Annotated in this window: 19 protein-coding genes; 7 read left to right on the top strand and 12 right to left on the bottom strand. The window is 47.1% G+C overall.

Going from position 1 to position 22,047, the window contains the following annotated elements; all coding sequences use genetic code 11:
* Positions 1-64 precede the first annotated feature (64 nt).
* From AC2VLR_RS06515 to AC2VLR_RS06505, 3 genes are read left to right on the top strand one after another with little or no spacing between them, the layout of a single operon-like run.
* Positions 65-1,411 (top strand): TRZ/ATZ family hydrolase, encoded by a 1,347-nt coding sequence (locus AC2VLR_RS06515; RefSeq protein WP_486881394.1) that lies wholly within the window; start codon positions 65-67, stop codon positions 1,409-1,411.
* Positions 1,408-2,082 (top strand): bifunctional 2-polyprenyl-6-hydroxyphenol methylase/3-demethylubiquinol 3-O-methyltransferase UbiG, encoded by a 675-nt coding sequence (gene ubiG / locus AC2VLR_RS06510; RefSeq protein ID WP_486881393.1) that lies wholly within the window; start codon positions 1,408-1,410, stop codon positions 2,080-2,082. The genes AC2VLR_RS06515 and ubiG overlap by 4 nt, the downstream gene beginning before the upstream one ends.
* Positions 2,083-2,100: 18 nt before the next feature.
* Positions 2,101-2,775: an HAD family hydrolase gene (locus AC2VLR_RS06505; RefSeq protein ID WP_486881392.1), complete on the top strand. Its 675-nt coding sequence runs from the start codon at positions 2,101-2,103 to the stop codon at positions 2,773-2,775.
* Here AC2VLR_RS06505 and AC2VLR_RS06500 read toward each other — a convergent pair.
* From AC2VLR_RS06500 to AC2VLR_RS06445, 12 genes are all read right to left on the bottom strand, one after another.
* On the bottom strand, positions 2,737-3,624 hold the full coding sequence (locus AC2VLR_RS06500) for a DMT family transporter (protein WP_486881391.1): 888 nt from the start codon (positions 3,622-3,624) through the stop codon (positions 2,737-2,739). The two genes, AC2VLR_RS06505 and AC2VLR_RS06500, sit on opposite strands and share 39 nt — an antisense overlap.
* Positions 3,625-3,656: 32 nt before the next feature.
* On the bottom strand, positions 3,657-4,196 hold the full coding sequence (locus tag AC2VLR_RS06495; protein ID WP_486881390.1) for a GNAT family N-acetyltransferase: 540 nt from the start codon (positions 4,194-4,196) through the stop codon (positions 3,657-3,659).
* 1 nt (position 4,197) lies between these two features.
* Positions 4,198-6,033 carry an ABC transporter ATP-binding protein gene (locus AC2VLR_RS06490; protein WP_486881389.1) on the bottom strand — a complete coding sequence of 612 codons (1,836 nt, stop codon included), beginning with the start codon at positions 6,031-6,033 and terminating at the stop codon, positions 4,198-4,200.
* Between the two features lie 62 nt (positions 6,034-6,095).
* Positions 6,096-6,530 (bottom strand): GNAT family N-acetyltransferase, encoded by a 435-nt coding sequence (locus AC2VLR_RS06485; RefSeq protein ID WP_486881388.1) that lies wholly within the window; start codon positions 6,528-6,530, stop codon positions 6,096-6,098.
* Positions 6,531-6,555: 25 nt separating this feature from the next.
* Positions 6,556-8,118: a peptide ABC transporter substrate-binding protein gene (locus tag AC2VLR_RS06480; RefSeq protein WP_486881387.1), complete on the bottom strand. Its 1,563-nt coding sequence runs from the start codon at positions 8,116-8,118 to the stop codon at positions 6,556-6,558.
* 82 nt (positions 8,119-8,200) lie between these two features.
* Entirely contained in the window at positions 8,201-9,511 is a 1,311-nt protein-coding gene (locus AC2VLR_RS06475; RefSeq protein WP_486881386.1) for a metallopeptidase TldD-related protein, read from the bottom strand.
* A complete protein-coding gene (locus AC2VLR_RS06470) occupies positions 9,508-10,965 on the bottom strand; it encodes a TldD/PmbA family protein (RefSeq protein WP_486881385.1) in 1,458 nt (485 codons plus the stop codon). Before AC2VLR_RS06470 ends, AC2VLR_RS06475 begins: the two co-directional genes overlap by 4 nt.
* A 16-nt stretch (positions 10,966-10,981) precedes the next feature.
* Positions 10,982-11,965, bottom strand: a complete 984-nt coding sequence (locus AC2VLR_RS06465) for an ABC transporter ATP-binding protein (protein WP_486881384.1) — start codon at positions 11,963-11,965, stop codon at positions 10,982-10,984.
* The gene (locus tag AC2VLR_RS06460; protein WP_486881383.1) at positions 11,962-13,035 is read right to left on the bottom strand and encodes an ABC transporter ATP-binding protein; all 1,074 of its coding nucleotides are present in this window, start codon (positions 13,033-13,035) and stop codon (positions 11,962-11,964) included. The genes AC2VLR_RS06465 and AC2VLR_RS06460 overlap by 4 nt, the downstream gene beginning before the upstream one ends.
* A gap of 1 nt (position 13,036) precedes the next feature.
* Positions 13,037-13,948 (bottom strand): ABC transporter permease, encoded by a 912-nt coding sequence (locus tag AC2VLR_RS06455; protein WP_486881382.1) that lies wholly within the window; start codon positions 13,946-13,948, stop codon positions 13,037-13,039.
* Positions 13,941-14,903, bottom strand: coding sequence for an ABC transporter permease (locus AC2VLR_RS06450; protein ID WP_215843623.1), 963 nt, complete (start codon positions 14,901-14,903; stop codon positions 13,941-13,943). The genes AC2VLR_RS06455 and AC2VLR_RS06450 overlap by 8 nt, the downstream gene beginning before the upstream one ends.
* A gap of 42 nt (positions 14,904-14,945) precedes the next feature.
* Positions 14,946-16,589, bottom strand: a complete 1,644-nt coding sequence (locus AC2VLR_RS06445) for a peptide ABC transporter substrate-binding protein (RefSeq protein WP_486881381.1) — start codon at positions 16,587-16,589, stop codon at positions 14,946-14,948.
* Between the two features lie 927 nt (positions 16,590-17,516).
* Here AC2VLR_RS06445 and AC2VLR_RS06440 point away from each other — a divergent pair.
* The 4 genes from AC2VLR_RS06440 to AC2VLR_RS06425 all read left to right on the top strand — a co-directional run bounded on the left by AC2VLR_RS06440 (position 17,517) and on the right by AC2VLR_RS06425 (position 22,041).
* Positions 17,517-19,988, top strand: coding sequence for a TonB-dependent receptor (locus AC2VLR_RS06440; protein ID WP_486881380.1), 2,472 nt, complete (start codon positions 17,517-17,519; stop codon positions 19,986-19,988).
* A 78-nt stretch (positions 19,989-20,066) separates the two neighbouring features.
* Entirely contained in the window at positions 20,067-20,699 is a 633-nt protein-coding gene (locus AC2VLR_RS06435) for a MarC family protein (protein WP_486881379.1), read from the top strand.
* 14 nt (positions 20,700-20,713) lie between these two features.
* Positions 20,714-21,781, top strand: coding sequence for a malate dehydrogenase (locus AC2VLR_RS06430; RefSeq protein ID WP_486881378.1), 1,068 nt, complete (start codon positions 20,714-20,716; stop codon positions 21,779-21,781).
* Positions 21,769-22,041 (top strand): ACT domain-containing protein, encoded by a 273-nt coding sequence (locus AC2VLR_RS06425; protein ID WP_215843627.1) that lies wholly within the window; start codon positions 21,769-21,771, stop codon positions 22,039-22,041. The genes AC2VLR_RS06430 and AC2VLR_RS06425 overlap by 13 nt, the downstream gene beginning before the upstream one ends.
* Positions 22,042-22,047: the final 6 nt, after the last annotated feature.

Raw genomic sequence — 22,047 nt, 5'->3', positions numbered from 1 at the left:
TGCCTCAGATCATCGCCACTGTGTTAAGATAATGCATTCCTGATCCCTTGCCATGAGGTCCGGTGTGCCCACTCAAAGCGCTGCAAAAACCCAGGTCGATCACATTATCAGTGCCCGCTGGATTATTCCTATCCGTCCCCGCATCGTGCTGCATCACCACGCTCTGGCCATCGCCCAGGGGCGCATAGTCGCTATCGGCCCTCAAGAAGATATTCTGAACGCGTACATGGCCGTCGAGAGTACAACCCTGGATCAGCACGTCCTGATGCCCGGCTTCGTCAATGCCCATACTCACGCAGCCATGACCCTGATGCGCGGCCTTGCCGATGACCTGCCCCTGATGACCTGGCTGAACGAACACATCTGGCCGGTGGAGGGACGCTTTGTCAGTCCGGAATTTGTGCGCATGGGCACAGAGCTGGCCATTGCCGAAATGCTGCGTGGTGGCACCACCACTTTCAACGATATGTATTTTTTTCCGGAAGCAGCCGCTCTCAGCGCCCAAGACATGGGCATGCGGGCACATATCGGCCATGTCATCATTGATTTTCCTACGGCCTATGCGGCCAATGCCGACGCCTGCTTGCAGGCCGCCGCTGATCTTCTGCCACAATTGCGCCAACTGTCTCTGATTCGGCAAAGCCTTGCGCCCCATGCCCCCTACACCGTTGCCGATGCGGGTTTGCGCGGTACCCGGGAGTTGGCCGAGGCCGAACAACTGCCCATCCACATGCACGTCCATGAGACCGCTTATGAAGTGGATGAAGCCCTTGCTCAGCACGGGCAACGCCCACTGGCCCGTCTCGCAGCCCTGGGCCTGCTCAGTCCACGCTTTCTGGCCGTACACATGACCCAACTGGATGACGATGATCTGAGCCTATGCCGGGAAAGTGGTCTGCATATTGCCCACTGTCCGGAGTCCAACCTCAAGCTGGGCTCGGGTATTGCTCCCATAGCCCGGATTCGCCGGCAGGGCATTGGCCTTGCCATTGGTACTGACGGTGCGGCTAGCAATAATGATCTCGACATGCTCGGTGAGCTGCGCACGGCGGCTCTGCTCGCCAAAGGCATCAGTAACGATCCTACGGCGTTTCCCGCATGGGAAGCCTTGGAAGCCGCCACCCTGGGTGGTGCCCAGGCCATCGGCTGGGGGGACCGGACCGGTAGCCTGGAAATTGGCAAGGCCGCCGATTGCATCGCCATTTCTCTAGATCATCCTGCCACCTTCCCCGTGTATGATCCGGTGTCCCAGGTAGCCTATTGTGCGGGACGTGACCAGATCACCCATGTCTGGGTAGAGGGTAAAATCCGTATCTCTCAGGGACAGGCCGTGGACTGGGAAACTTCGGCATTATTCAGTCGCGCCCAGGAGTGGGTAAAGCGCATTCGCGAAAGAGATCAGAACCCATGAATATGGATCAGGCTGAAGTCAGCAAATTCGATGCACTCGCCAGCACCTGGTGGGATCCCCACGGACCTTTCCGGACGCTCCACGAAATCAATCCCTTGCGGGTTGATTTTATTGCCAATGGTTGCCAGGGGTTGCGCGACAAACGCATTCTCGATGTGGGTACGGGCGGCGGACTCCTGGCGGAAGCCATGGCCCGTCAGGGGGGAATAGTGACAGGCATCGATCTGGCCGCTGATGGTATCGAAGCAGCTCAGGCCCATGCCCAGCTCAGCGATTTATCAATACAGTATCGCAAAGTCGCTGTCGAGGACCTGGCCGCAGCAGAACCCCAATCCTATGATGTGGTCACCTGCATGGAAATGCTGGAGCATGTTCCCGATCCCACCGGCATTGTTGCGGCCTGCTCGCAACTGCTGAAGCCTGGCGGCGAAGCATTTTTTGCAACCCTCAACCGCCATCCCAAAAGTTATCTGCTGGCCATTCTCGGCGCAGAGTATGTTCTGGGCCTATTGCCACGCGGCACCCATGATTACCAGAAGTTCATTCGCCCTAGCGAGCTCATCGCCATGACCCGCAAGGCCCATTTACAGACCCTCGCCCTCAAAGGTATGCATTATGATCCCATCCGTCATCAGGCCCGCCTCAATGATGACGTGACCGTCATTATTTGATGCATACCCGTAAACAAGATGCCTAAGGGCGGCGCAGTCCTCTTTGATCTGGACGGCACCCTGGTAGATACCGCTCCTGATCTCGCAGCCGCCGCCAACCATCTGCGGGCCTTACAAGGATTACCTGCCCTGCCCTTGCCGATTTTACGCCCGGTAGCCTCACAGGGAGCCAGAGGGCTATTGCGGGTTGCTCTGGGCCTGCAACCGGAAGATACGGCATTTCCGGCTTTGCGTCAGGCGTTTCTGGATTGTTACCTGTCCAACATTTGTCAGCAAAGCATCCTGTTTCCAGGCATGGAACAGGTTTTGCGCTGGCTGGAAGAGCAAAAAATACCCTGGGGAATCGTAACCAACAAGCCGGGTTTCCTGACCACCCCCCTGCTCACAGCATTATCCTTGCCGGTTGCTCCCGGAGTTGTGGTCAGTGGCGATAGTACGGCGCGGGCCAAGCCGGATCCCCTTCCGCTTCTTCATGCTTTACGAAAACTGGATGCACAGACGCAGCACAGCATCATGATTGGCGACGATTATCGCGATATTCTTGCCGGTCGTGCAGCGGGTACCCAATGCTGGGCAGCCGGTTGGGGCTATATAGAATCCAACGATCCGCTGGAAAACTGGGGCGCAAACCAGATCATTCCCCGCAGCGAATCCCTAGAACTCGCCCTTTTCCATTTCCACGCCGCCCAATGAAACCGGATGCTGCTGGCTGCGGGTGATTTGCAACAAGGCCGCCGCCAGAATCAATATGCCACCCAGCAACTCCAGCAAGCCCGGATTTTCATCTGCCAGCCACCAGGCAGAAAGTGCGCCGACAATCACCTCAAAAGGCATGATCACGGCGGAAACACTTACGGGCATTCTCGCCACTCCATATTGAATGGCCAAAGTCGCCCCGGCAATCCACAACCAGGAAAACCCCAGCAGATAAACATAGTGCGCTGGAGAAAGAATGGGCCAAGGCTGAAAAAAGGTGAAAGGGATAGCCAGCAGCACACAGCCCCACCACACCGAAGTAGCCCTGTGCATATCGCCAAGAGCTTCATCCGCACGCAACACCACATTGCTGAGGGCAAAAGCAAAACCTGAAGAAATCGCTAAAAGATCATTCGTGCTCAAATCATTCAAAGATAAGCCTTGCCCCTGACTCACCACCAGCGCTGAACCACCAACCGCAAGCGTTGCTGCAAGAGCTCCACGCCAGCCAACTGCTTCATGCAGAAAAATCCGTGCCGCAAAAATCGACCAGACGGGCGAGAGATAGAACAGCAAAAGCATCCGGACCACTTCGCCATGCACCAACGACATCATGAAGGCCACATTGGTCCATCCGCCAAAAACCAGTAGCCCAAGCAGAGTCCAATGATGCCCAAGTAACTCGAAACGCCGCTTCCAGGACCACAGCCCCGCTGGTAATGCCAAAAGCAAATAGATGATCAGAATCAGCCATGCTCCGTGCAGTCCATTTTGATTAAAATAACGTAAAGGGAGCCACAAAAACCCCCAAAGGCTAGAGCCAAAGAGCAAGGCCATGACGGGCATACTACGATGATATCGTGATGTAAAATTGCGAATCAGGAGAGCATCCTCTGAACAAACCATGCATCCCGATAACCCCCCCATTTAAGGCCCAGACTTTTCATGCACCCAACTCGGATAAACCCAGCTTTATCATGGAGATGAAGACTTGTTAAATTATCGGCATCAATAACACCAACCATGGACTTCTTTCCGGCGACCTGTGCGGCAGAAATTATCTCATTGAGCAAAAAACTACCCACCCCTTTTCTGCGCGCTACAGAATCGACATAAACTGAGTGTTCGACAGTATCTAAACTTCCTGCAAAATTACGAAAACGCCCATAAGAAGCAAAACCTAAAAATTTTTCACTATGCGCATGCACACAAGCCAGAAGCAAACCTTTTTCTTGCAATCGAGATAAAAACCACTGATGAATTTCCTGATCATCAAATATTTCATCCCGATAAATATAAGAACTTTGAGATATCTCGAAATTAAATACTCGTTTAATATCAGGAGCATAATCCGACCAACTGTTTTCGTCAATCAGCCGAATAATAAATGGTCTATCCTGTTCAGTATATTCGGACATATCATCGATTCATCGGCTTACTTTGTCGCGCCCATAGCTCAGCATAATGCCCGTTAGCCTGCAACAGCTGCTGATGATTACCCATTTCCATGATCTGCCCATTAGCCATAACAATAATACGATCAAAGTGCGCGATGGTAGAAATGCGATGCGCAATTGAAATCACCGTTCGCCCGGTCATAAGCGCATCCAGCTCACTTTGAATTTCCTGCTCGGTAACAGAGTCCAAAGCTGATGTCGCCTCATCGAGAACTAATATTGGTGCATTCTTCAGAAAAACTCGAGCAATAGCAATACGTTGTCTTTGCCCTCCTGAGAGTTTGATACCGCGCTCACCAACTTGAGCATCTAGACCAGTTCGGCCGAACGAATCCACTAAATCCATAACAAATGCATCGGCGCGGGCCTTTCGCAAGGCTTCCTCAACATCCTGCCGACTTGCACTTTGCCGTCCATATCTGACATTATCGAAAATCGATCGATGTAATAAAGAGGTATCCTGTGAGACCACCCCAATATATTGACGAAAGCTTTCCTGTTCTAAATCCCTGACATCTTGGTCATCAATTAGAATACGTCCATGATTTACGTCAAAGAAGCGTAACAACAAGCTTACCAAAGTAGATTTACCTGATCCCGATGGCCCTACAATAGCGACTCTTTCGCCTGGAGCAATATGTATTGACACATTATCAATATGTTTTATCTCATCAACAGTTCCATCCTGTTGATGGTAACTAAATGAAACATTGTCAAAGTCTATTTTACCAGCTTTGAATACAAAAGGTTTTGCCATTTCGCTGTCGCCCATCAAGCGCGGACGATCAACGGAGCGCATACCATCCTGCACAGTACCAATATTCTCGAAAATTGCCGAGAGGTTATTCGCTACCCATCCCGACATATTTGCTATTTGCCAGACCAGAGGCACAGCAGTCACCAAAATTCCGACAGAAATCATTCCATCATGCCATAACCAAAGACCAACACCTGTAGTTCCACTAAGAAGCAGGGCATTTAACATAGTTAAAGACGTCATCCAGGTGGTAACCATTCGTAATGATGCCCGAAATGCAGAGGTGTGTTTGATAAGGGCATCGCGAACAAACTGATCTTCATCTTCTGATTTTGCAAAAAGTTTAACCGTATGAATGTTCGTATAACTATCCACGATGGAACCGGTAAGACCTGAACGCGCCTTAGATAGCAAATTTGAACGTTGTGTCAAACGCGGAATAAAAAACCACATCAATAAGCCATAAAGAAAAAACCACAAAAAAACTGGAGTGGATAGTGCCCAACTTTGCTGCGCAAGAATGATTATTGAGCTGATACCGTATGTTAGCAGGTACCAGACAGCAGTCAGCGTGGCCACGGTGCTCTCTCTTAAAGAAGGCCCTGTTTGCATAACTCTATTGGCGATGCGCCCAGCAAAATCATTCTGAAAAAAACTCCATCCCTGACGCACAAGACCACGATGATTCTGCCAACGAATTAAATTAGTAAAATTAGCAGCGATAGCCTGATTTGTAACCAAATCATGTAAGAAATGAATAAAAGGACGCAACACTATTATCACTAATGCCATGATGAGTATGCTACGCAGTTCATTCGCAGATAAAACATCAGTTTTTGCATGTGCAACATAACCAGTTATCTTACCAATAAAAATAGGAATTGAAAGATCAACAATGGCAGTAATAAATCCTGCAAAAAAAAGCAAAATCATTGAGCCCTTTACCTGAGATATATAATTCCAATAAAAGGTCCAAACTGAAGAACGAGCCGTATGATCGAAAATTTCATGTGTTGTATGATCTCGAAATATATCGATCATGTTCTCGAAAATTTTATACATTAAACCTACCCATTTTGAAACATAAAAAAATAATTTAAGCCTTAATGCTTGATATAACGCATAGTAATATGGTCAATTTCAGCTTCTTTAAAAACCTCACCTTCACCAGTATATCCCATCTGAGTATAAAAATCCCTGGCAGAAAGTTGAGCATGGCACCAAACTTCCGTTAACCCCAGATCCCATGCACTTTGGTGTAAAAAAGCCATCAAACTCTTCCCTACTCCACGCCCCCGATATGGTTGTAAAACTGCCAATCGCCCCACTTTACCATTCAAACCCAGATCCAGTCGTGCAGTACCAACAGCTAATCCATCGCAAAACGCCAAAAAATGTAAACAGAATTCATCCCTATCATCCATTTCCAAGTATTCTGGCACACCTTGCTCGTCAACAAAAACCTGTATTCGGATGCGCTCAAGCAATGGTCGTTCATCTAAAAATTCCACAGAATGAATCTGAATTTCTTTATCCATAAGATTACCATTAGATTTTAAAAAATTAATACAACAAAGTAGGCTTACAATCAACAGAATAAACCCCTTCCATCAACTGCTTATACTTCAGTTTTTGAGAATATTTTACAACATATTCTGGATAGGGCAAAAAAATTACTGGTTGCTGCTGGTAGGCATAATCTTCATACTTATACAAATAGCTGATATTTTCGTTTTGAGTGCTTTCATGAATTAACCTATCCATCTTCGGATTACTATACCGTCCATAATTACTGCCGCCACCAGTATTGAACAACCCATCTCCACTAGGATAAAAATCAGGATTATACGACCAGACAATCATAGACGCATCCCAGTTTCCATTAGGCTGCAATCTGGCAAGTTCCAGATTGAAAGGTAATACACGTAAGCGCATATCCACACCAATAGCCTGCCAGTCTGCTTTTAATAATTCAGCTACGGCAATAAGCGTCTGGCTGGTATCGGGAACCATCATAGTGAATTGAAGTCGTTGCCCGTCATGAATACGTATACCCTTGGGTCCCAACTTCCAGCCTGCATCCGCAAGCAATTTATTGGCCGCACGAGGATTGTATGCAAGCGCTGGATTTGCTACAAGTTTTTTCATTTCTGGGGAAAGATAGGTGTCCGGACTAGTTGGGACCGGATTAAAGCTAGGCACACCTAAACCGTGGAAAGCCGTTTGAATGATTTGCTTTTGATTAACCGCGAGGGCTAGAGCCTGACGAACTTTTACCTCACGAAAAAATGCTACTTTCGGATTAGCGAGATTTAAGGTCACATAATTAAAACCATATCCTCCATTGCTGATACATGTTTGCAAGTTCTTGACCATCCAGCGCGCATCAAACAAATAGTGCGGGATCATACCGGCTTGAAGAACTCCGGTCTTGAGAGCCCAGAATGCACTAGCATCTGAGGTATACATTTTAAAGCGTAAATATTTCAATGTTGCGGGTTTTCCAGAGTATGAGGCGTTACGCACAAAACTGATTCCTCGCCCCTGGGTAAAGTGTTCAAGCTTGTAGGGACCATCCACTACAGAGACTAGGCTGGGATTATCCTGCAATTTATAGAGTTCATTAATATCATACCGGTTCCACCGCCAAGATGGCACAGGAAATAATTGCGATAATCCATTGAGTTCAAACCACGTGGGATTCACCGACCTCTTCAAAGTTATTTGCAGAGTGTCTTTATTTATAACTGCAGCCGTCTTAATCAGTTCCGGCATTCCACCCATACCTGCATTAGGATATCTGGATCCATATTCCTCGATCATTTTGAGACAGGCTAGCGCATCTTTAGCGGTTACTGGCCTACCATTTGACCAGCGCCACGGCTTTATATGAATAATATATTGCTTTCCATCTGCTGACACAGCAATACTACTAGCCATTGACTGATTCCAGTTGATTTTAAGATTGGTACCTATCCACAATAACGGCCTAAACATCAAGGTTATTATTTGAATATTGGCGCTGGAGTCATTATTGACCACAGGTAATAGCGAATTTACATTCATGGGTGGAGATAATCCCACAGATGTCACTGTTGTCATTGAATTAGTATCAGATAATGCCATACTACTCAAGCTATAACCACACAAAACAAAACCAATAACCGTTGAAACTATCCGATAAATTCGTATCATATAATTTGGTAACCTACAAAGTAATTTTCAAAGCGGTCAAAACACCAGGAAAACTTGAGGCTCCCCAAGAGCGGCGCCCATAACTTTGAGTTTCAGGGATCTGATAAACATCCTTTCCAAGTGCTTCGAGGTTTGTGCCAAGCAAATCAAAAAGACTGGAGTCCATCCGCACTGGTGCAAGAGGTCCGACCAAAACCCCATCTTCCACCCAAAAACAATCATATCGTGTCATGGCGGTGAGACGACAACTTCCCGGATCAGAAATATTCGTATACCACAGGCGCCCAATATAAAGTCCTGTCCCAATTTTTTGGAGCACTTCATTGTCAGGCAAATCCCCCCCCTGCAGGAAGAGCGCCGACGGAGCCCCGTCATCACTGTTAATGGGTACATCAAACTCCTTGGCCGAGCGTGGTCCACTCAAAGACATAGTGGCTTTGCCGCGTTGAATCAAGGGTACTTGAGATGGCAGCAAAAAACCTTCATCAGTGAATAATGGGACATCTCCTGCTTCTCGATTCTCATACAAAAAAACTTGCGCTGAGAGCTGCTTATCGGCTCTGTAAAGTTTATTGAGTGGACTACTCCCACTACGTACCGAATCTACTGAAAAACCATTCCAACTGATGATACCAAGCAATTCTCCTAAAGCTTCTGCAGATAACCAGGCTCGATAAATATCAGGCTTAGGAGATATGGTTGGACGCTGTAATACTTTCAACTCCTGTGCCATCCCGCTCATCATAGAGGGAATATCGCTCAAGCTGGGATTTCTGCGGACTCGTTTTATAGCGTTATAATCCGCATCAAAAAAACTTAGATCAATACTTACACCACCGCCTCGATGGACTAGGCAATGGCCTAAACTACTGCAGACCGCCATTACCTGTGGACCGCTCAAAACCAAACCAACTAGATCATCACTCGCTGCGGATTCACAGAGACTGCTCACCAGTGACTCGAAGTACTGGGGTACTTGCGCATTTCCAGTTTCTTTTTTCTCTGGATTTTGGTTTAAGTTCAGCCATGGATCCTGGGGTGTAAACTTTAAATCTTCCCGTAATGACTGAACTAATCCCTTCATTTGTGCCAACGAAGGCAATTCCCCTTCAATGGTTATACTGACCAAAGACTGACCATTTGAAAGATACAAGGTTATTTGCTGCTGGAATATACCACCACTTTGATTCACTCGCGACTGCGTCAAACGCGCATATTGGGTTTCTTCTCCATAAACCTTAGCATAAAGAAGCTCGTTACCGTTTACAACCTCACATAGCCAGGCCGGCAATGATTGAATATAGGTATTCAACTGAGCAATCATACTTCACCACCAAATGTCTCAATATTACGAAACAAGCAAATTGGTGAGGCATGGCCCACAGTGATGACCTGATTAGGCTCACCTTTCCCACAATAAGGCGTTCCTGAAACACGATAGGTGCTGCGGTCTCCCACAGCCGCCAAGGAATTCCAAAAATTCAAAGTGCGCCCTCGATAGTTGGGATTTTTAACCCAGCGGCCGACAACTCCATTTTCAATAAGACGTCCCCATTCACAACCAAATTGAAACTTATCGCGACGCTGATCGATGGACCAAGACCTATTGACATCCATCCAGATTCCCTTTTCGATCTGGGACAGCATATCCTGAAAACTACTCTGGCCCGGCTCTAAATTAATATTGGCCATGCGATCGATGGGTTGCCGCAGAGGGTCACAGACGCGGGCACAGGCAACTGCGTCCATGTCGACTCTAGCAGAAGAGCGTGCTCCACCCAATGGACGTTGCAAAATGCCTTCTTTGACCAGGTAAGTGGATAATGCCGGAGTCCCCTCATCATCATAGGCATATCCGGCAAGCTCAGATTTTTCATCCGGATCAAACAAAACATTCAGTAAGGGACTACCATATTGAAGTGTGCCAAAATCGGAGAGTTTTACAAAACTCCAACCGGCATAATTTCTTTCGTCACCAAGAATCCGGTCAAGCTCTAAGGGATGTCCGATACTCTCGTGAATTTGCAAGGTCATTTGTGCCGGCGATAGGAGAATATCCATAACCCCGGTTGGACAATCTGGTGCAGCTAACAGCTCCAATGCTTCACCAGAGAGTAAGGCAGCCGTTTCTGGAGTGAAGGCCAATGCCTTCAAGTTTTCATGATGAAGCGCACCCTGCACATATGGACTATAACTGCGTGACTGAACTTCGTGACCGTCACTAGCGGTGACCTCCATAAAAGGCAAACACAAATGCGTTTCTTGATCCTGTTCTGCACCAGCACAGTGAAGAAAAAAACGCCGTTTTTCCATGCTTGCCATGACAATATGACGATCTTTTATCCGTTCATCAATCATCAGCGCATCATCCAGCCATTGCATATAATCGAAGCGCTCTTGCAAAGACATATGTTCTCCCCGTGGGGATTGCCATTGCCCTTTGCTATGGGGTTGAGGCCAATTTGCCGTATCCATGAGACGATAGTTTGCGAGCTGCTCAGCACGCTTTTTTGCACTGATGATAGCTCTATGCAAACCCTCGTCGGTAAGATCGGTGGTTGATGCATAACTCACATTATCTTTTGAACCCAAGGTTATCAGCGCAGCTTTTCGTGTTTCACGCTGAGGGGCAGTAGCGACACCCCGCCGGAGTGAGACGCTCAATTGCGAGCGATCTTCTACCAAAACCGACCAATAAGCACATGACCTCAGCAAGTCCGCAGCGCGATATGCACTCGCTCGTAAACTTTCTGCCGGCGAAAAGCTATGATCTGACATGAACGCACTCCATATTTTACTGCCTTACCAGCAAAGGAAAATGGCAGGCGACCTGATGGCCCGTGCTCAAGGATTGAAGCGATGGTCTCTCACTACTGCAGCGGGCCTCGGCCTTGGGACAGCGGGTATGAAAGGCACAACCTGATGGTGGATTGACGGGTGAAGGCGGCTCACCCACGGGCATGGGCAGATGGGTGGCCGTATTTTGCCGCACCATTGGCGGTAAGGCATCCATTAAAGAAGCGGTATAGGGATGTGCCGGATTGGCAATGAGGGTAGCTGTCGGGGCCACTTCGACGATGCGCCCCAGGTACAGGACGATAATGCTTTGTGCCAGGTAGGACACGGCCCCCAGATCGTGGCTGATAAACACATAACTGAGCCCCATTTCTTTCTGCAAATCTTGTAAAAGATTCAAAATACGGGCCTGCATCGAAACATCCAGCCCGGAGGTCGGCTCATCCAAGACCAGCAGCTGTGGTTCCGTGCTCAACGCCCGGGCGATGGCAATACGCTGGCGCTGCCCACCCGAATATTGCCCTGGATAGCGATTCATCGCCCGTCGGTCCAAACCCATCCTTTCCAGGAGCGCTTCGGCCTTCTGCCGCCGGGTACTGCTGTTGCCCAGCCGTTGCAGCAACAAGGGTTCCATGATGATCTGCCCTACCGTCATGCGCGCATTCATGGAATCAAAGGGATCCTGAAAAACCATCTGCATCTGCTGACGGTAAGGCCGCATCTTTTTTTCACTGAGTGTGGTCAAGTTTGTACCATTGAGGCACACCTCTCCGGCACTGGGACGCACCAAGTGCAGAATCGCCCGCCCCAGTGTACTCTTCCCGGATCCCGATTCCCCAATCAGTCCGATAGTTTGTCCCTGCTCCAAACCAAAGTGGATATCACTTAAAGCATGAATGGTGCCCTGGCTCTGTCGAAGTAGACCACCCTCTCCCAGCTGAAAGCGCACATCCAGATTTTTGACTTCCAGCCAGTGGCTCATGCTGCACCTCCCACCGGATGAATACAGAAAAAATGGTGGGCATCTGTGCCCGTTCGTTCTGGATACGCCGTCAAACATTCGGGGGTCATGGCCGAACAGCGCTCCGCAAATCGACAACCTCGGGGAAACTCCTGGGGTCGGGGCGGTAGTCCATCAATATCCGTGAGTCGCTTCCCCGCACTTATGAGCCGGGGAATGGCATTCAATAGGGCCTGACTGTAAGGATGGCGGGGCGCCTGAAAAAATTCCTCCGCCGAACCCTGTTCAACCGTTTTCCCTGCATAAAGCACCATCACCTTCTGCGCATACTCCGCCACCAGTGAAAGATCATGGGTGATAAAAATGACGGCCATTCCCTGCTCTTTCTGTATGCGCTGGATCAACCGCAAAATCTGGGCCTGATTGATTACGTCCAGAGCGGTGGTCGGTTCATCGGCAATGAGCAAACGCGGATTACAGGCCAGGGCCATGGCAATCATCACGCGTTGCCGCATTCCCCCGGAAAACTGATGAGGATAATCATCCAGTCGTTTTTCGGCATCAGGAACACCGACTTCTTTGAGTAATTTCAGCGCGTGATCTCGCGCAGCCGATACCGACGCACCACAATACAAGCGATAAGGTTCGGCAATCTGCTGGACAATCGTGAGGCTCGGGTTGAGTGAAGATAAAGGATTCTGAAAAATCATCCCGATTTCTCGACCACGGGCTGTCCGCAAGGCAGCGTTGGATAAGCGGGTCATTTCTGTCTCCCCCAAGCGGACGGAACCACTACTTACACGCCCACCCCACGGTAACAAACCCATCAGTGCCGCAGCCGTCATGGATTTGCCTGAGCCTGACTCCCCCACTAACCCCAGGGTTTCACCCGCAGCTATATCAAAACTGAGGTCTTCAATCACCTGAAAAGCTTTACGCCCGCGCCCGAACGTCACGCTCAGATTTCGCACCTGCAAGCCTGTCGTTGCGCTTGAATAGGATCGCTCTTCGTGATGATGCACTATTCGGTCACTGCGCATGTCCGTTTCCCGCAACGGGATATGGGAACGATGGAGCGCTTTGTCTGTCATGTTAACGGCCCTCCAATCGTGCCAGCAGTCCTTGACCCAGCACATTCATGGCCACAATCGCCAGGAAAATAGCCACCCCAGGAAAGACAATGAGCCACCAGGGGCCAATAATCACCAGTTGCAGTCCATCATTGAGCAAGCCACCCCAGGATGCGTGGGGGGGCTGTATCCCCAGCCCTAGAAAGGACAATCCGGAAAGTGCCAAGATCAGATCCGCGACCATAAAGGTGCCATTCACAATCAGAATCGGCAACATGGAGCGCAGCAGATGCACGCGGGCGATATACAAGGTACTCGCCCCGAACTGCCGGGCGGCCAGCACATAGTCTCTTTCTTTATAGGCCAGCGCCTCATTGCGCACAATGCGGGCCAGCCCCGGCCAGGACAAACAACCCAGGACCAAAATGAGGCTCAAGGTGTTGAGCGGAATAATCGCCGCGAAAAAAATCATCAAGACGATGCCCGGCAGGGCCAGTAGTGCATCCAGCAGACGCATCAATACCTTATCCAGCCAGCGTGGACTCATGGCAGCGATCATGCCATACAAAATTCCCAAAAACATGGCAATCACAGCACCCAGCAAACCGACTTCGAGCGTCGCTTTGCCTCCGTCCATCATCCGGGCGAGCATGTTCCTCCCCAGATTATCGGTGCCAAAGGGATATTGCCAGGAAGGGGCCAACAATAAGTGATTGGCATGAATGGCCAACGGGCTCACCGGGTAAAGTAACGGACCCACCCAGGAAAACAAGAGCAAAAAAACAAACAAGCCCAGACCGGTCCAGGTCATGGGATGACTGTACTGCCCCACCCAATGACGCAAGGAGTCCGTCCAAATTCGCGTAAACATGCCCGGTATGGGACGTGCGACCAGGCTGTTATTCACATTCATATCAGTTGGACTACTACTCATAACGCACCCGTACATCGAGAATACTGTTGGTAAGATCTGCTGCCAGATTGCCGAGAATCGTCAGCACGCCGATGAGCAGCACGATGGCGGATAGGGTGGGATAATCCTGTTCCAGCGCCGAACGCCATAACAGCCAGCCCAGACCGGGGTAATTGAACACACTCTCCGTCAAAATCCCACCGACAAAAATGCCGGGAATCATCATGCCGATCACCGTAACCAGAGGTCGGATGGCATTGCGGAGCACATGATTCACAGCGATGCGCAGAGGCGGCACGCCCCTGGCCCGTGCCGTGCGCACATAGTCCAAGCGATATTCACTCCGGGCCTGATGCCCGAAATAACGGGATAATCCAGCCGTCAACGGCAAGGCAATCGTGATGGCAGGCAGGACCATATGGTGAAAATAACTGCCAATGTTGAGCGCTCCCCCGGCACTCTGATCGCCGCCAATACCACCAGGTGGGAACCAACTCACATAAATAGCGAAAAACAGAATCAGCATGACGCCAATAAAAAACGTAGGAATGGAATAGACAATGATCTGACCGGCGCCTATCAGCACACCCGGCGTGCGTTCTGCCCAATAGCCCTGAAACATGCCAATCAAGACGGAAAAGAAAATCGCAATCACCGTCGCCAGCACATAAAGAATGATGGAATTGGCAAGATAGGATCCCATCAGGGAGGCCACAGGCGCATGCTGGGTGAATGAATACCCCAAATTCCCCTCGAAAAGGTGCTCCCACCAGATGGCATACTGCTGCCAGAGGGGATGATCGAGACCCATTTCCTTATTCAAGGCCGCCACCGCTTCAGGAGTCGCATGCATCCCGAGAATACTGTATGCCGGCCCCCCGGGAGTCGCGTGAATCAGAAAAAATACGATCGTCACCAGCAGAATGAGGGACAATGCAGAGGTCCGCAAGCGATTGAAAATCATGCGTCGCAGCATCAGAAGTTACTCCTGGACTTGATCAGGATGAGCAAAAAACCATTATTTAGCATGACTCACCCATAGATATTGAGGATTAAAACCACCAGAAGGCGTTATGGCGCGACTAACGCCATGAATGTTTTTAGCAGCCATTACAAAAATTTTCATGTTAGGAAGGACAATAACCGGCTGTTGCTCGGTAAAATAGTTTTGAAACTTGTAGAGGGCACTCAATCCTGGAGTCACCCGAATTTTAGCCATAAGTGAATCCATTTCATGGTTACAATAATGATAACTGTTCTGAACCCCGCCACATTTGAAAATAGACCCACCCGTGGGAAAGCCGGTTTGTGACCAAGCCAGATAGACAGCTTGCCATTTCTTACTATGAGGATCAATCATTTGTGCATAAACTTCATTAAATGGCATCTCTCTGAGTCGTACCTGAATGCCCACTTTAGCAAACATGGTTGCCAATAATGTAGGTCCTCGAACCATGGAGGGCGGCATATACATGGTGAAAGCCATTTTTTGACCATTTTTTTCACGTATACCATCAGGACCACGATGCCAGCCTGCTTCGTCTAACAGCTTGTCAGCCAGTTCCGGGTTGTAGGCGCCGTGTTTGAGCAGGGACTTAGCTTCAGGAGACAAATAAATGGGTGGATTACCGGGTATCAGACCATAAGCACGCGAACCATAACCGTAATTCATCACATCAATCATCAAATCTTGATTAACGGCATGCATCATAGCCTGACGAACCAATAGATTATTAGTAAATGCAATTTTTGGGTTCAAAAGGTTGAATCCCAGATAGTTAAATCCCCATATCGGACCAACAATCGTTAAATGGTCATTCGTTAACTGTTTACGCGCTGGATACAATGAGGCCGGCAAATTACCCAATTGTACTGCATTACTTTTCAATGCAAAAAATACACTGGCATTAGAGTTCAGAAACTGGAAAATCAAACGACTAATATGTGCCTTGTCAGGTCCACTATAGGCTTTGTTAGGAACAAAACTGGCATATCTCCCAGGATGAAAACTTTGCAAACGAAAAGGACCATCCACAACAGAGTAAAATTGTGGATTGGTCATATTATCGTTCATCTGCTTAACCGAATAATGCTCCCAGCTATGTGCTGGATAAGGATTGAAATAGGACAATCCCGACAATTCAAACCAACGGGGATTAACCGATTGCTTGGTAATCACTCTAAAGGAAAAAGGACCCAACACCTTAAAAGATTTAATATCATTTGGAAAACCACCACTGTCCCATCCTGGATACAATGGACCAAGTTTCATTAACATTTTATAAGTATATGATATATCCGCTGTAGTAACCGTTACACCATCAGACCATTTCCAATGCCTGTGCAGATATACGGTAAAGCTTCGGTGCTTCGGACCCACTACAACCTTTTTGGCAACGCTCAACTTGAAGTTGATCTTGAAATCACGATTCACCCAAAACAGAGACTGGTACATCAAGCCCTCTGCCTCGGAATCATAGGCAGAAGATGTGAGGAAGGGATTAAAACCATTCATCGCAGCAGGGGGAGCCAATCCTACTCCTGGAACAGTAACAATAGTACCACCATTCTGAATCTTTGCAGGAACACTTGCATAGCAGTCAATCGCCACGATGAAGATGACGAAAAACAGTACCAACTGTTCAACTTTGATTTTATTCACGAAGAGGCACTCTCTTCTAACAACAGAAGTATATTCTTATGGACAAAACCTGCGGACATCATATATCCATAAAAAATAATGTAATATTTATAAAAACTCTTAATAATGAACAATTGACTACACTCCGTAGACCATTTGTGCCGGACCAACATAAAGCAAACTTCATACCTGCAATGGCGGTTGCATGCTTATCAGCACTCAAGCAAAACCCAACTAACCTTTTTCTTTCAGATGGATAGAAAAGATGTTGGGAGCTATAATAAAAACATACAAAGAATCCCTTCTGCTGTTACCGCCTACTCAAGGACAGCATTCTGCCCGAAATTTAATTCTCGCACCACTATAGTGCACCTTATTCGAGCTTTAACAAGCTCGGCCCAAACTGCACAAAAGCATTTTATCATTTATTATCATGCTAGTATGTTATTTTTAATGCCAGTACCATATATAGACTTAGTATATATTCAAGCCTTGCCATTTAATGCTACCACCAGCTATCAAGAGGCTTACATATCAAACAATTAATTCATATTCAGTCAGTTGGAAATATTTCTAAGCAATATATACCTTAATTTTTGATGACCGGCTCACTCGACATACTACTGATGCACCATTTGAAAGCAGCAGCATCTTGGTATGCACCAAAAGAGACAACAAATCGTACAGTCATTCTCTTTGGTATAGCTCAAAAACAACGAGACCTCCTAGAAAAATTCACATATAAAATGTTTTTCTCATTATTTATCATAAGATTGAAATTTTTTTGATAAAGATTATCATTATTTTTAAATATAAAAGACATAGCTATTGTCGTAATGGCACAACAGTTGCTATACTCAAAGGTCTAAGTTTATCAGCCTGCACATTTTTACTGTTTCGCAGTCCACTGTTAAACATTAGAAAACTCTTATTCATTGGAGAAAAACTATGCATTCAAACCCGAGCAACCTTCAAAGCAAAGTTAGACAGTCTGTAACGCGCATGCCACAAAGCAGCAAGCTGATACTAGTTGCAACTATGTTAGCCCTTTATCCTAGCTTGAGCACCGCAGCCTTTGCGGCCACAGACAACGCTACTGTCAGCAGCCCGTCAAAGCAGGATACAGTTGTCAAGCTCAAGGAAATCAAAAAGAAATATGAACGGCTATTAGTTGGCGAACGCAACATTGCATCAGCCATGTCCGTCATTGGGCCTACCCAAATCAAGCATTCAAGCTCTGCTGAAAGTATCTACAGTCTTCTGAAGCAAACGCCTTCGGTGAACGAATACCAACAGAATGTTGGGCCTGGTACCCCAGTGTTGACGGTTCGTGGTGTCCGTATGAGTCAGCTGGCACAGACCCTGGATGGCATTCCCATGACCGACCTGCTGTCAGGGGGACAAGGAGCCTATCTCAGCAACAACGTTGGCACCATCATCAGTAACGGCCAGATATCGGGCATTCATGTCTACCCTGGCGTCGCCCCACCTGATCGTGGTGGTTTTGCGACCGTAGGCGGAACAGTGTCCTACAATACCAAAACACCGCCCGAAAAACGCTATGCGGATATATTCACCAAAGTGGGGTCATTTTCCACAGATACCTATGGTTTTGATGCCAGCACTGGTAAAATTCCTGGCACGGATGGGCTCCGCATCTATACCCGTTTGAGCCAAACCCAGACAGACGGTTATATCCAGAATACACCCGCCCGCTATACGGATTTTCTCTTTACCGCTATCAAGCCCTATGACTACGGTTTATCAAAGGTAACCGGTACGGTGATCTACAATACGGCCCACGGTTACTTGGTCAGTGCGCCTAATGCGGTAGCCCAGCTGGATAAATACGGTATTTTTTATAACTACCCCTTGTCTGAGGCCAGCACTTTCCAGAGAAACAGCTATCTTACAGCAATACTGGGAGACAGCACCTATATCAATAGTCATCTGGTCATTGGTGCAAAAGCTTTTTTTATACACAAACATAACTACTTAGCAGGATATTTGGCTCCGAATTACATTACTCCTGACTATCCTTATCAAGTAAACTTCAATAATCCATATTCAGGATATGGACCTTTAGTTCCCACCACAGCTTCACCTGGTGTTATTCCTCATACATATAATCCTGTTGCTGTATTTGGTAGTTATCACGCTGGTGAAGCCGCACAAATCAACATTAGTGGGGACACTACAATTGGTATAGCGCCTAAAATTAATATTTTCATTCCTCATAACGACATAACTATCGGTGGTCTAGTAGCGCAGGAGACTGCGGGACCAGGAGGAGGAAATTATTTTTATGGTACATTAGACATGCCACAAATTTATGGGTATAACTCCTATGGAAATCCTTCCTCGCCAACCAATGCCAAGCAGCAAAGAACAGTCTACAGCGGTTATCTATCTGACAAAATCAATTTGATTGATAATAAGTTACATATAGAGCCTGGCGTAACGCTAACAGGTGTAAGTACCAGTAATTACGTTCCTGTTAATCAATACGGCACGCCACCCAATGCTTACACTTTGTCCAACTACGACAAAGAGGTGTTACCCTACCTTGGTTTATCTTATGACATTACGCACAAGATCATTGCTTATGCCAGTTATGGTAAGGGTGCTCGTTTTGCACCTGTAGACGACTATATTCTTGGTCCATCAGGTAGTACCACGGTTGCACCAGGTCCTGAAACGGTAAACGCTTATGAGGCTGGTCTGCGCTATGTGGGGAAACATCTCTATCTAAATTTTGATGGTTTCTTGCAAAATATGCATGGGATGTTTTCGTTTTACACCAACTACCTTACTGGCTTCTCGCAATATGCCAACGTAGGTGAAGAGCAGATGAAAGGCTTAGAATTTGCCGGCAAATATGAAATCAATCCTGAGTGGACAGTATCAGGCCATGTCTCCTATACTAATGCCCAATACATGAATAGTTTCTCTGCCAATGTGACCCCATTTGAAGGGCAATATGGTTATGTATTTGCAGGAGACCCGCTCGCTTCCGTGCCCAACTGGCTGGCGGGGTTGCGCGTTGGATATCATCAGCACAACTTCCACGCGGCTTTGATTGAGTCGTACACCGGGCCGCAAGTAACCACTTATGACCTACCGCCGACTGAATCGAATCCTCTGTTGCAAGACGCAACCACTCCTAACCCCGGTGTCAAGCTTGCTCCTTATTTCCTCACCAATCTGCAGGCCAGTTATAAAGTGCCTATCCACAAGGATCATTTATCGTCAGTAACTGTTAGTTTGAATATTGATAATCTTTTGGACAATCACTACTACCTGCACTACTATCAGGCATATAAGGAATATGCTTTTGAGGCAGTTGGAAACCCCTATGCCGAAGCTTACCCAGGGATGCCGAGGTTTATTGAGTTAGGTCTTTCCGGACGCTTCTCATAATTCTGCATCTTAAGATTGCCTTTGACCCGGATTTTTATCCGGGTCATTTTTTAGTACTCAGAAATCCGAGATATAGATGTGAATTCCAGTAATATAGAAATATTTATACAAACACTAGTAACTCTGTTTGTGCTGATGGATCCCATTGGTATTGTTCCTATATTTGTGGTACTTACTAAAGACCAAAGCAGCGAACAACAAAAATCGACAGCTAAACATATTTCTTTGGTTGTAGTTTTAGTATTGATTATAAGCACACTATTTGGCAATGATATTCTTTCATACTTTTACATTGGTATTGCAGAATTTAAAGTCAGTGGCGGGCTTCTGCTTTTACTCATGTCCATACAGATGTTAACTACTGACAATATCAGCACGGTTTTTGCTAAAGGCGCATCACAATCCTATAATAGTGGTCGCTTGGTTACCCCCTTGGGAATCCCTCTACTTGCAGGTCCTGGGGCCATTGGTACAGTGATTATTTATGGTCAAAATGCACACAGCTTTTTGAGTTACGGATTAATATTGATAGATGTTTTAATTGCTTCATTTACAGCTTATATTGCTATGGCAAATGCCCATCATATTGCGCGCTTTTTAGGAGAGATCGGCATCGAAATTATTACAAAGATAGCAGGACTTATTCTGGGAGCAATCGCCATACGTTTTATTTGTCAAGGCTTAATCCAGTTGCTACCTGGACTCAACTAACGGGATAATTATTAATGGATATCTCCATCATTGGAGCCAATGGCAGTACGGGTAAACACATAGCCAATCGCATATTATTGGAGCGAATTCTTCTGCCTACTGATCGATTACAATTAGTAGGTAGGGCAAAAGGAACCAGCGGACAAGCATTGTATGGATTTCGACAGGATCTGAAAGATGCATTTGCAGAGCGTTGTCCCATTATTGATATTGCATTACATCCCGAAGAAGTGGTTGCAGATATTATCATCATGACCGCCGGATCGACCATTCAAGCCCATAATAATCCGGACGCCCCACCACCCAGCCGAGACGAATTGGCCATATATAATCAACAAATTGCTATCCCCTATGCCGAAGCAATAGCAAAATATGGTCATGGTCATGAGGTGGTTATAGTCGTCACCAACCCTGTCGAATTGATTGTTGAAATTTTTTCGCAGCGTTATGACCGACACAGAGTGGTTGGAATGGGTGCATATCAGGATAGCCTACGCTTCCGTCGAGAAGTGGCTCGCTCTGTTAATGTATCACGTGAAGCTGTTCATGCTATGGTCCTGGGTGAGCATGGTGACGGTATTGTTCCCGTATGGAGCGGCGTCACCATTCAAGGTTTCTCCGACAATGAAACGCAACGTGCAATTCGCACAGTTCGTAGCAGCATCAAAAGTATAGATTTTCCACAGACCTTACTTCGCATGCGTAATGAGATCATAAAAATCGCACAAAAAGGCGACTTAGCCGAAGCTTTTCAGTTTTTTGATAAACTTCCTCCAGACATTCGAATTATGGTAGGTCCATTTCTAACCCTATTTTCTGGCACAAAAACCGATATTGCAACAGCAAATGCTACTATTGATTTTATTAAATCCATGCTCAGTGGTAAAGATACTGTGATTGCAGCTCAAGTATCATTGGACAGAGAATTCATGAACGTTACCGCCCCTATAGGTGCCCCGGTAATTATCAGCCCTAAGGGATGGGATGCCGTTTACCCTATCTCTCTGTCTGATGGTGAACAATACCTATTTCTTGAAACCGCACGATCCATACAGGAGAAAATGCAAGTATGGAAAGTCTAGAAAATGAACCACTCCCGGAACAAGTGATCATATTGATCGTTCGCGATCAACCAGGAACCTTGTTCCAGATTTCTGCTGTATTCTCTAATCGTGGCATATCCATGAGTAGTATTCAGCTCCATGAGGAGTCTATTCCATGCAACGGCAAACGCTGTACTCGCTTGATCATACGTTTCTTCGGTGAAGAGAGTCGAAAAAAAATCATCATTCGTTTGCTTTCAAGGCTTGACTGTGTGTTAGAATCTGACGATTCTGGTTAGCTGACA

This window comes from Acidithiobacillus sp. TH-A117 (assembly GCF_057473465.1).
This window is presented reverse-complemented; position numbering and strand designations above follow the sequence as displayed.

Bases quoted from the DNA above. Each gene is read 5' to 3' on its own strand.
- ubiG (WP_486881393.1), top strand. From the start codon at position 1,408: ATGAATATGGATCAGGCTGAAGTCAGCAAATTCGATGCACTCGCCAGC.
- AC2VLR_RS06505 (WP_486881392.1), top strand. From the start codon at position 2,101: ATGCCTAAGGGCGGCGCAGTCCTCTTTGATCTGGACGGCACCCTGGTA.
- AC2VLR_RS06500 (WP_486881391.1), bottom strand. From the start codon at position 3,624: ATGCCCGTCATGGCCTTGCTCTTTGGCTCTAGCCTTTGGGGGTTTTTG.
- AC2VLR_RS06495 (WP_486881390.1), bottom strand. From the start codon at position 4,196: ATGTCCGAATATACTGAACAGGATAGACCATTTATTATTCGGCTGATT.
- AC2VLR_RS06490 (WP_486881389.1), bottom strand. From the start codon at position 6,033: ATGATCGATATATTTCGAGATCATACAACACATGAAATTTTCGATCAT.
- AC2VLR_RS06485 (WP_486881388.1), bottom strand. From the start codon at position 6,530: ATGGATAAAGAAATTCAGATTCATTCTGTGGAATTTTTAGATGAACGA.
- AC2VLR_RS06480 (WP_486881387.1), bottom strand. From the start codon at position 8,118: ATGGCATTATCTGATACTAATTCAATGACAACAGTGACATCTGTGGGA.
- AC2VLR_RS06475 (WP_486881386.1), bottom strand. From the start codon at position 9,511: ATGATTGCTCAGTTGAATACCTATATTCAATCATTGCCGGCCTGGCTA.
- AC2VLR_RS06470 (WP_486881385.1), bottom strand. From the start codon at position 10,965: ATGTCAGATCATAGCTTTTCGCCGGCAGAAAGTTTACGAGCGAGTGCA.
- AC2VLR_RS06465 (WP_486881384.1), bottom strand. From the start codon at position 11,965: ATGAGCCACTGGCTGGAAGTCAAAAATCTGGATGTGCGCTTTCAGCTG.
- AC2VLR_RS06460 (WP_486881383.1), bottom strand. From the start codon at position 13,035: ATGACAGACAAAGCGCTCCATCGTTCCCATATCCCGTTGCGGGAAACG.
- AC2VLR_RS06455 (WP_486881382.1), bottom strand. From the start codon at position 13,948: ATGAGTAGTAGTCCAACTGATATGAATGTGAATAACAGCCTGGTCGCA.
- AC2VLR_RS06450 (WP_215843623.1), bottom strand. From the start codon at position 14,903: ATGCTGCGACGCATGATTTTCAATCGCTTGCGGACCTCTGCATTGTCC.
- AC2VLR_RS06440 (WP_486881380.1), top strand. From the start codon at position 17,517: ATGCATTCAAACCCGAGCAACCTTCAAAGCAAAGTTAGACAGTCTGTA.
- AC2VLR_RS06430 (WP_486881378.1), top strand. From the start codon at position 20,714: ATGGATATCTCCATCATTGGAGCCAATGGCAGTACGGGTAAACACATA.
- AC2VLR_RS06425 (WP_215843627.1), top strand. From the start codon at position 21,769: ATGGAAAGTCTAGAAAATGAACCACTCCCGGAACAAGTGATCATATTG.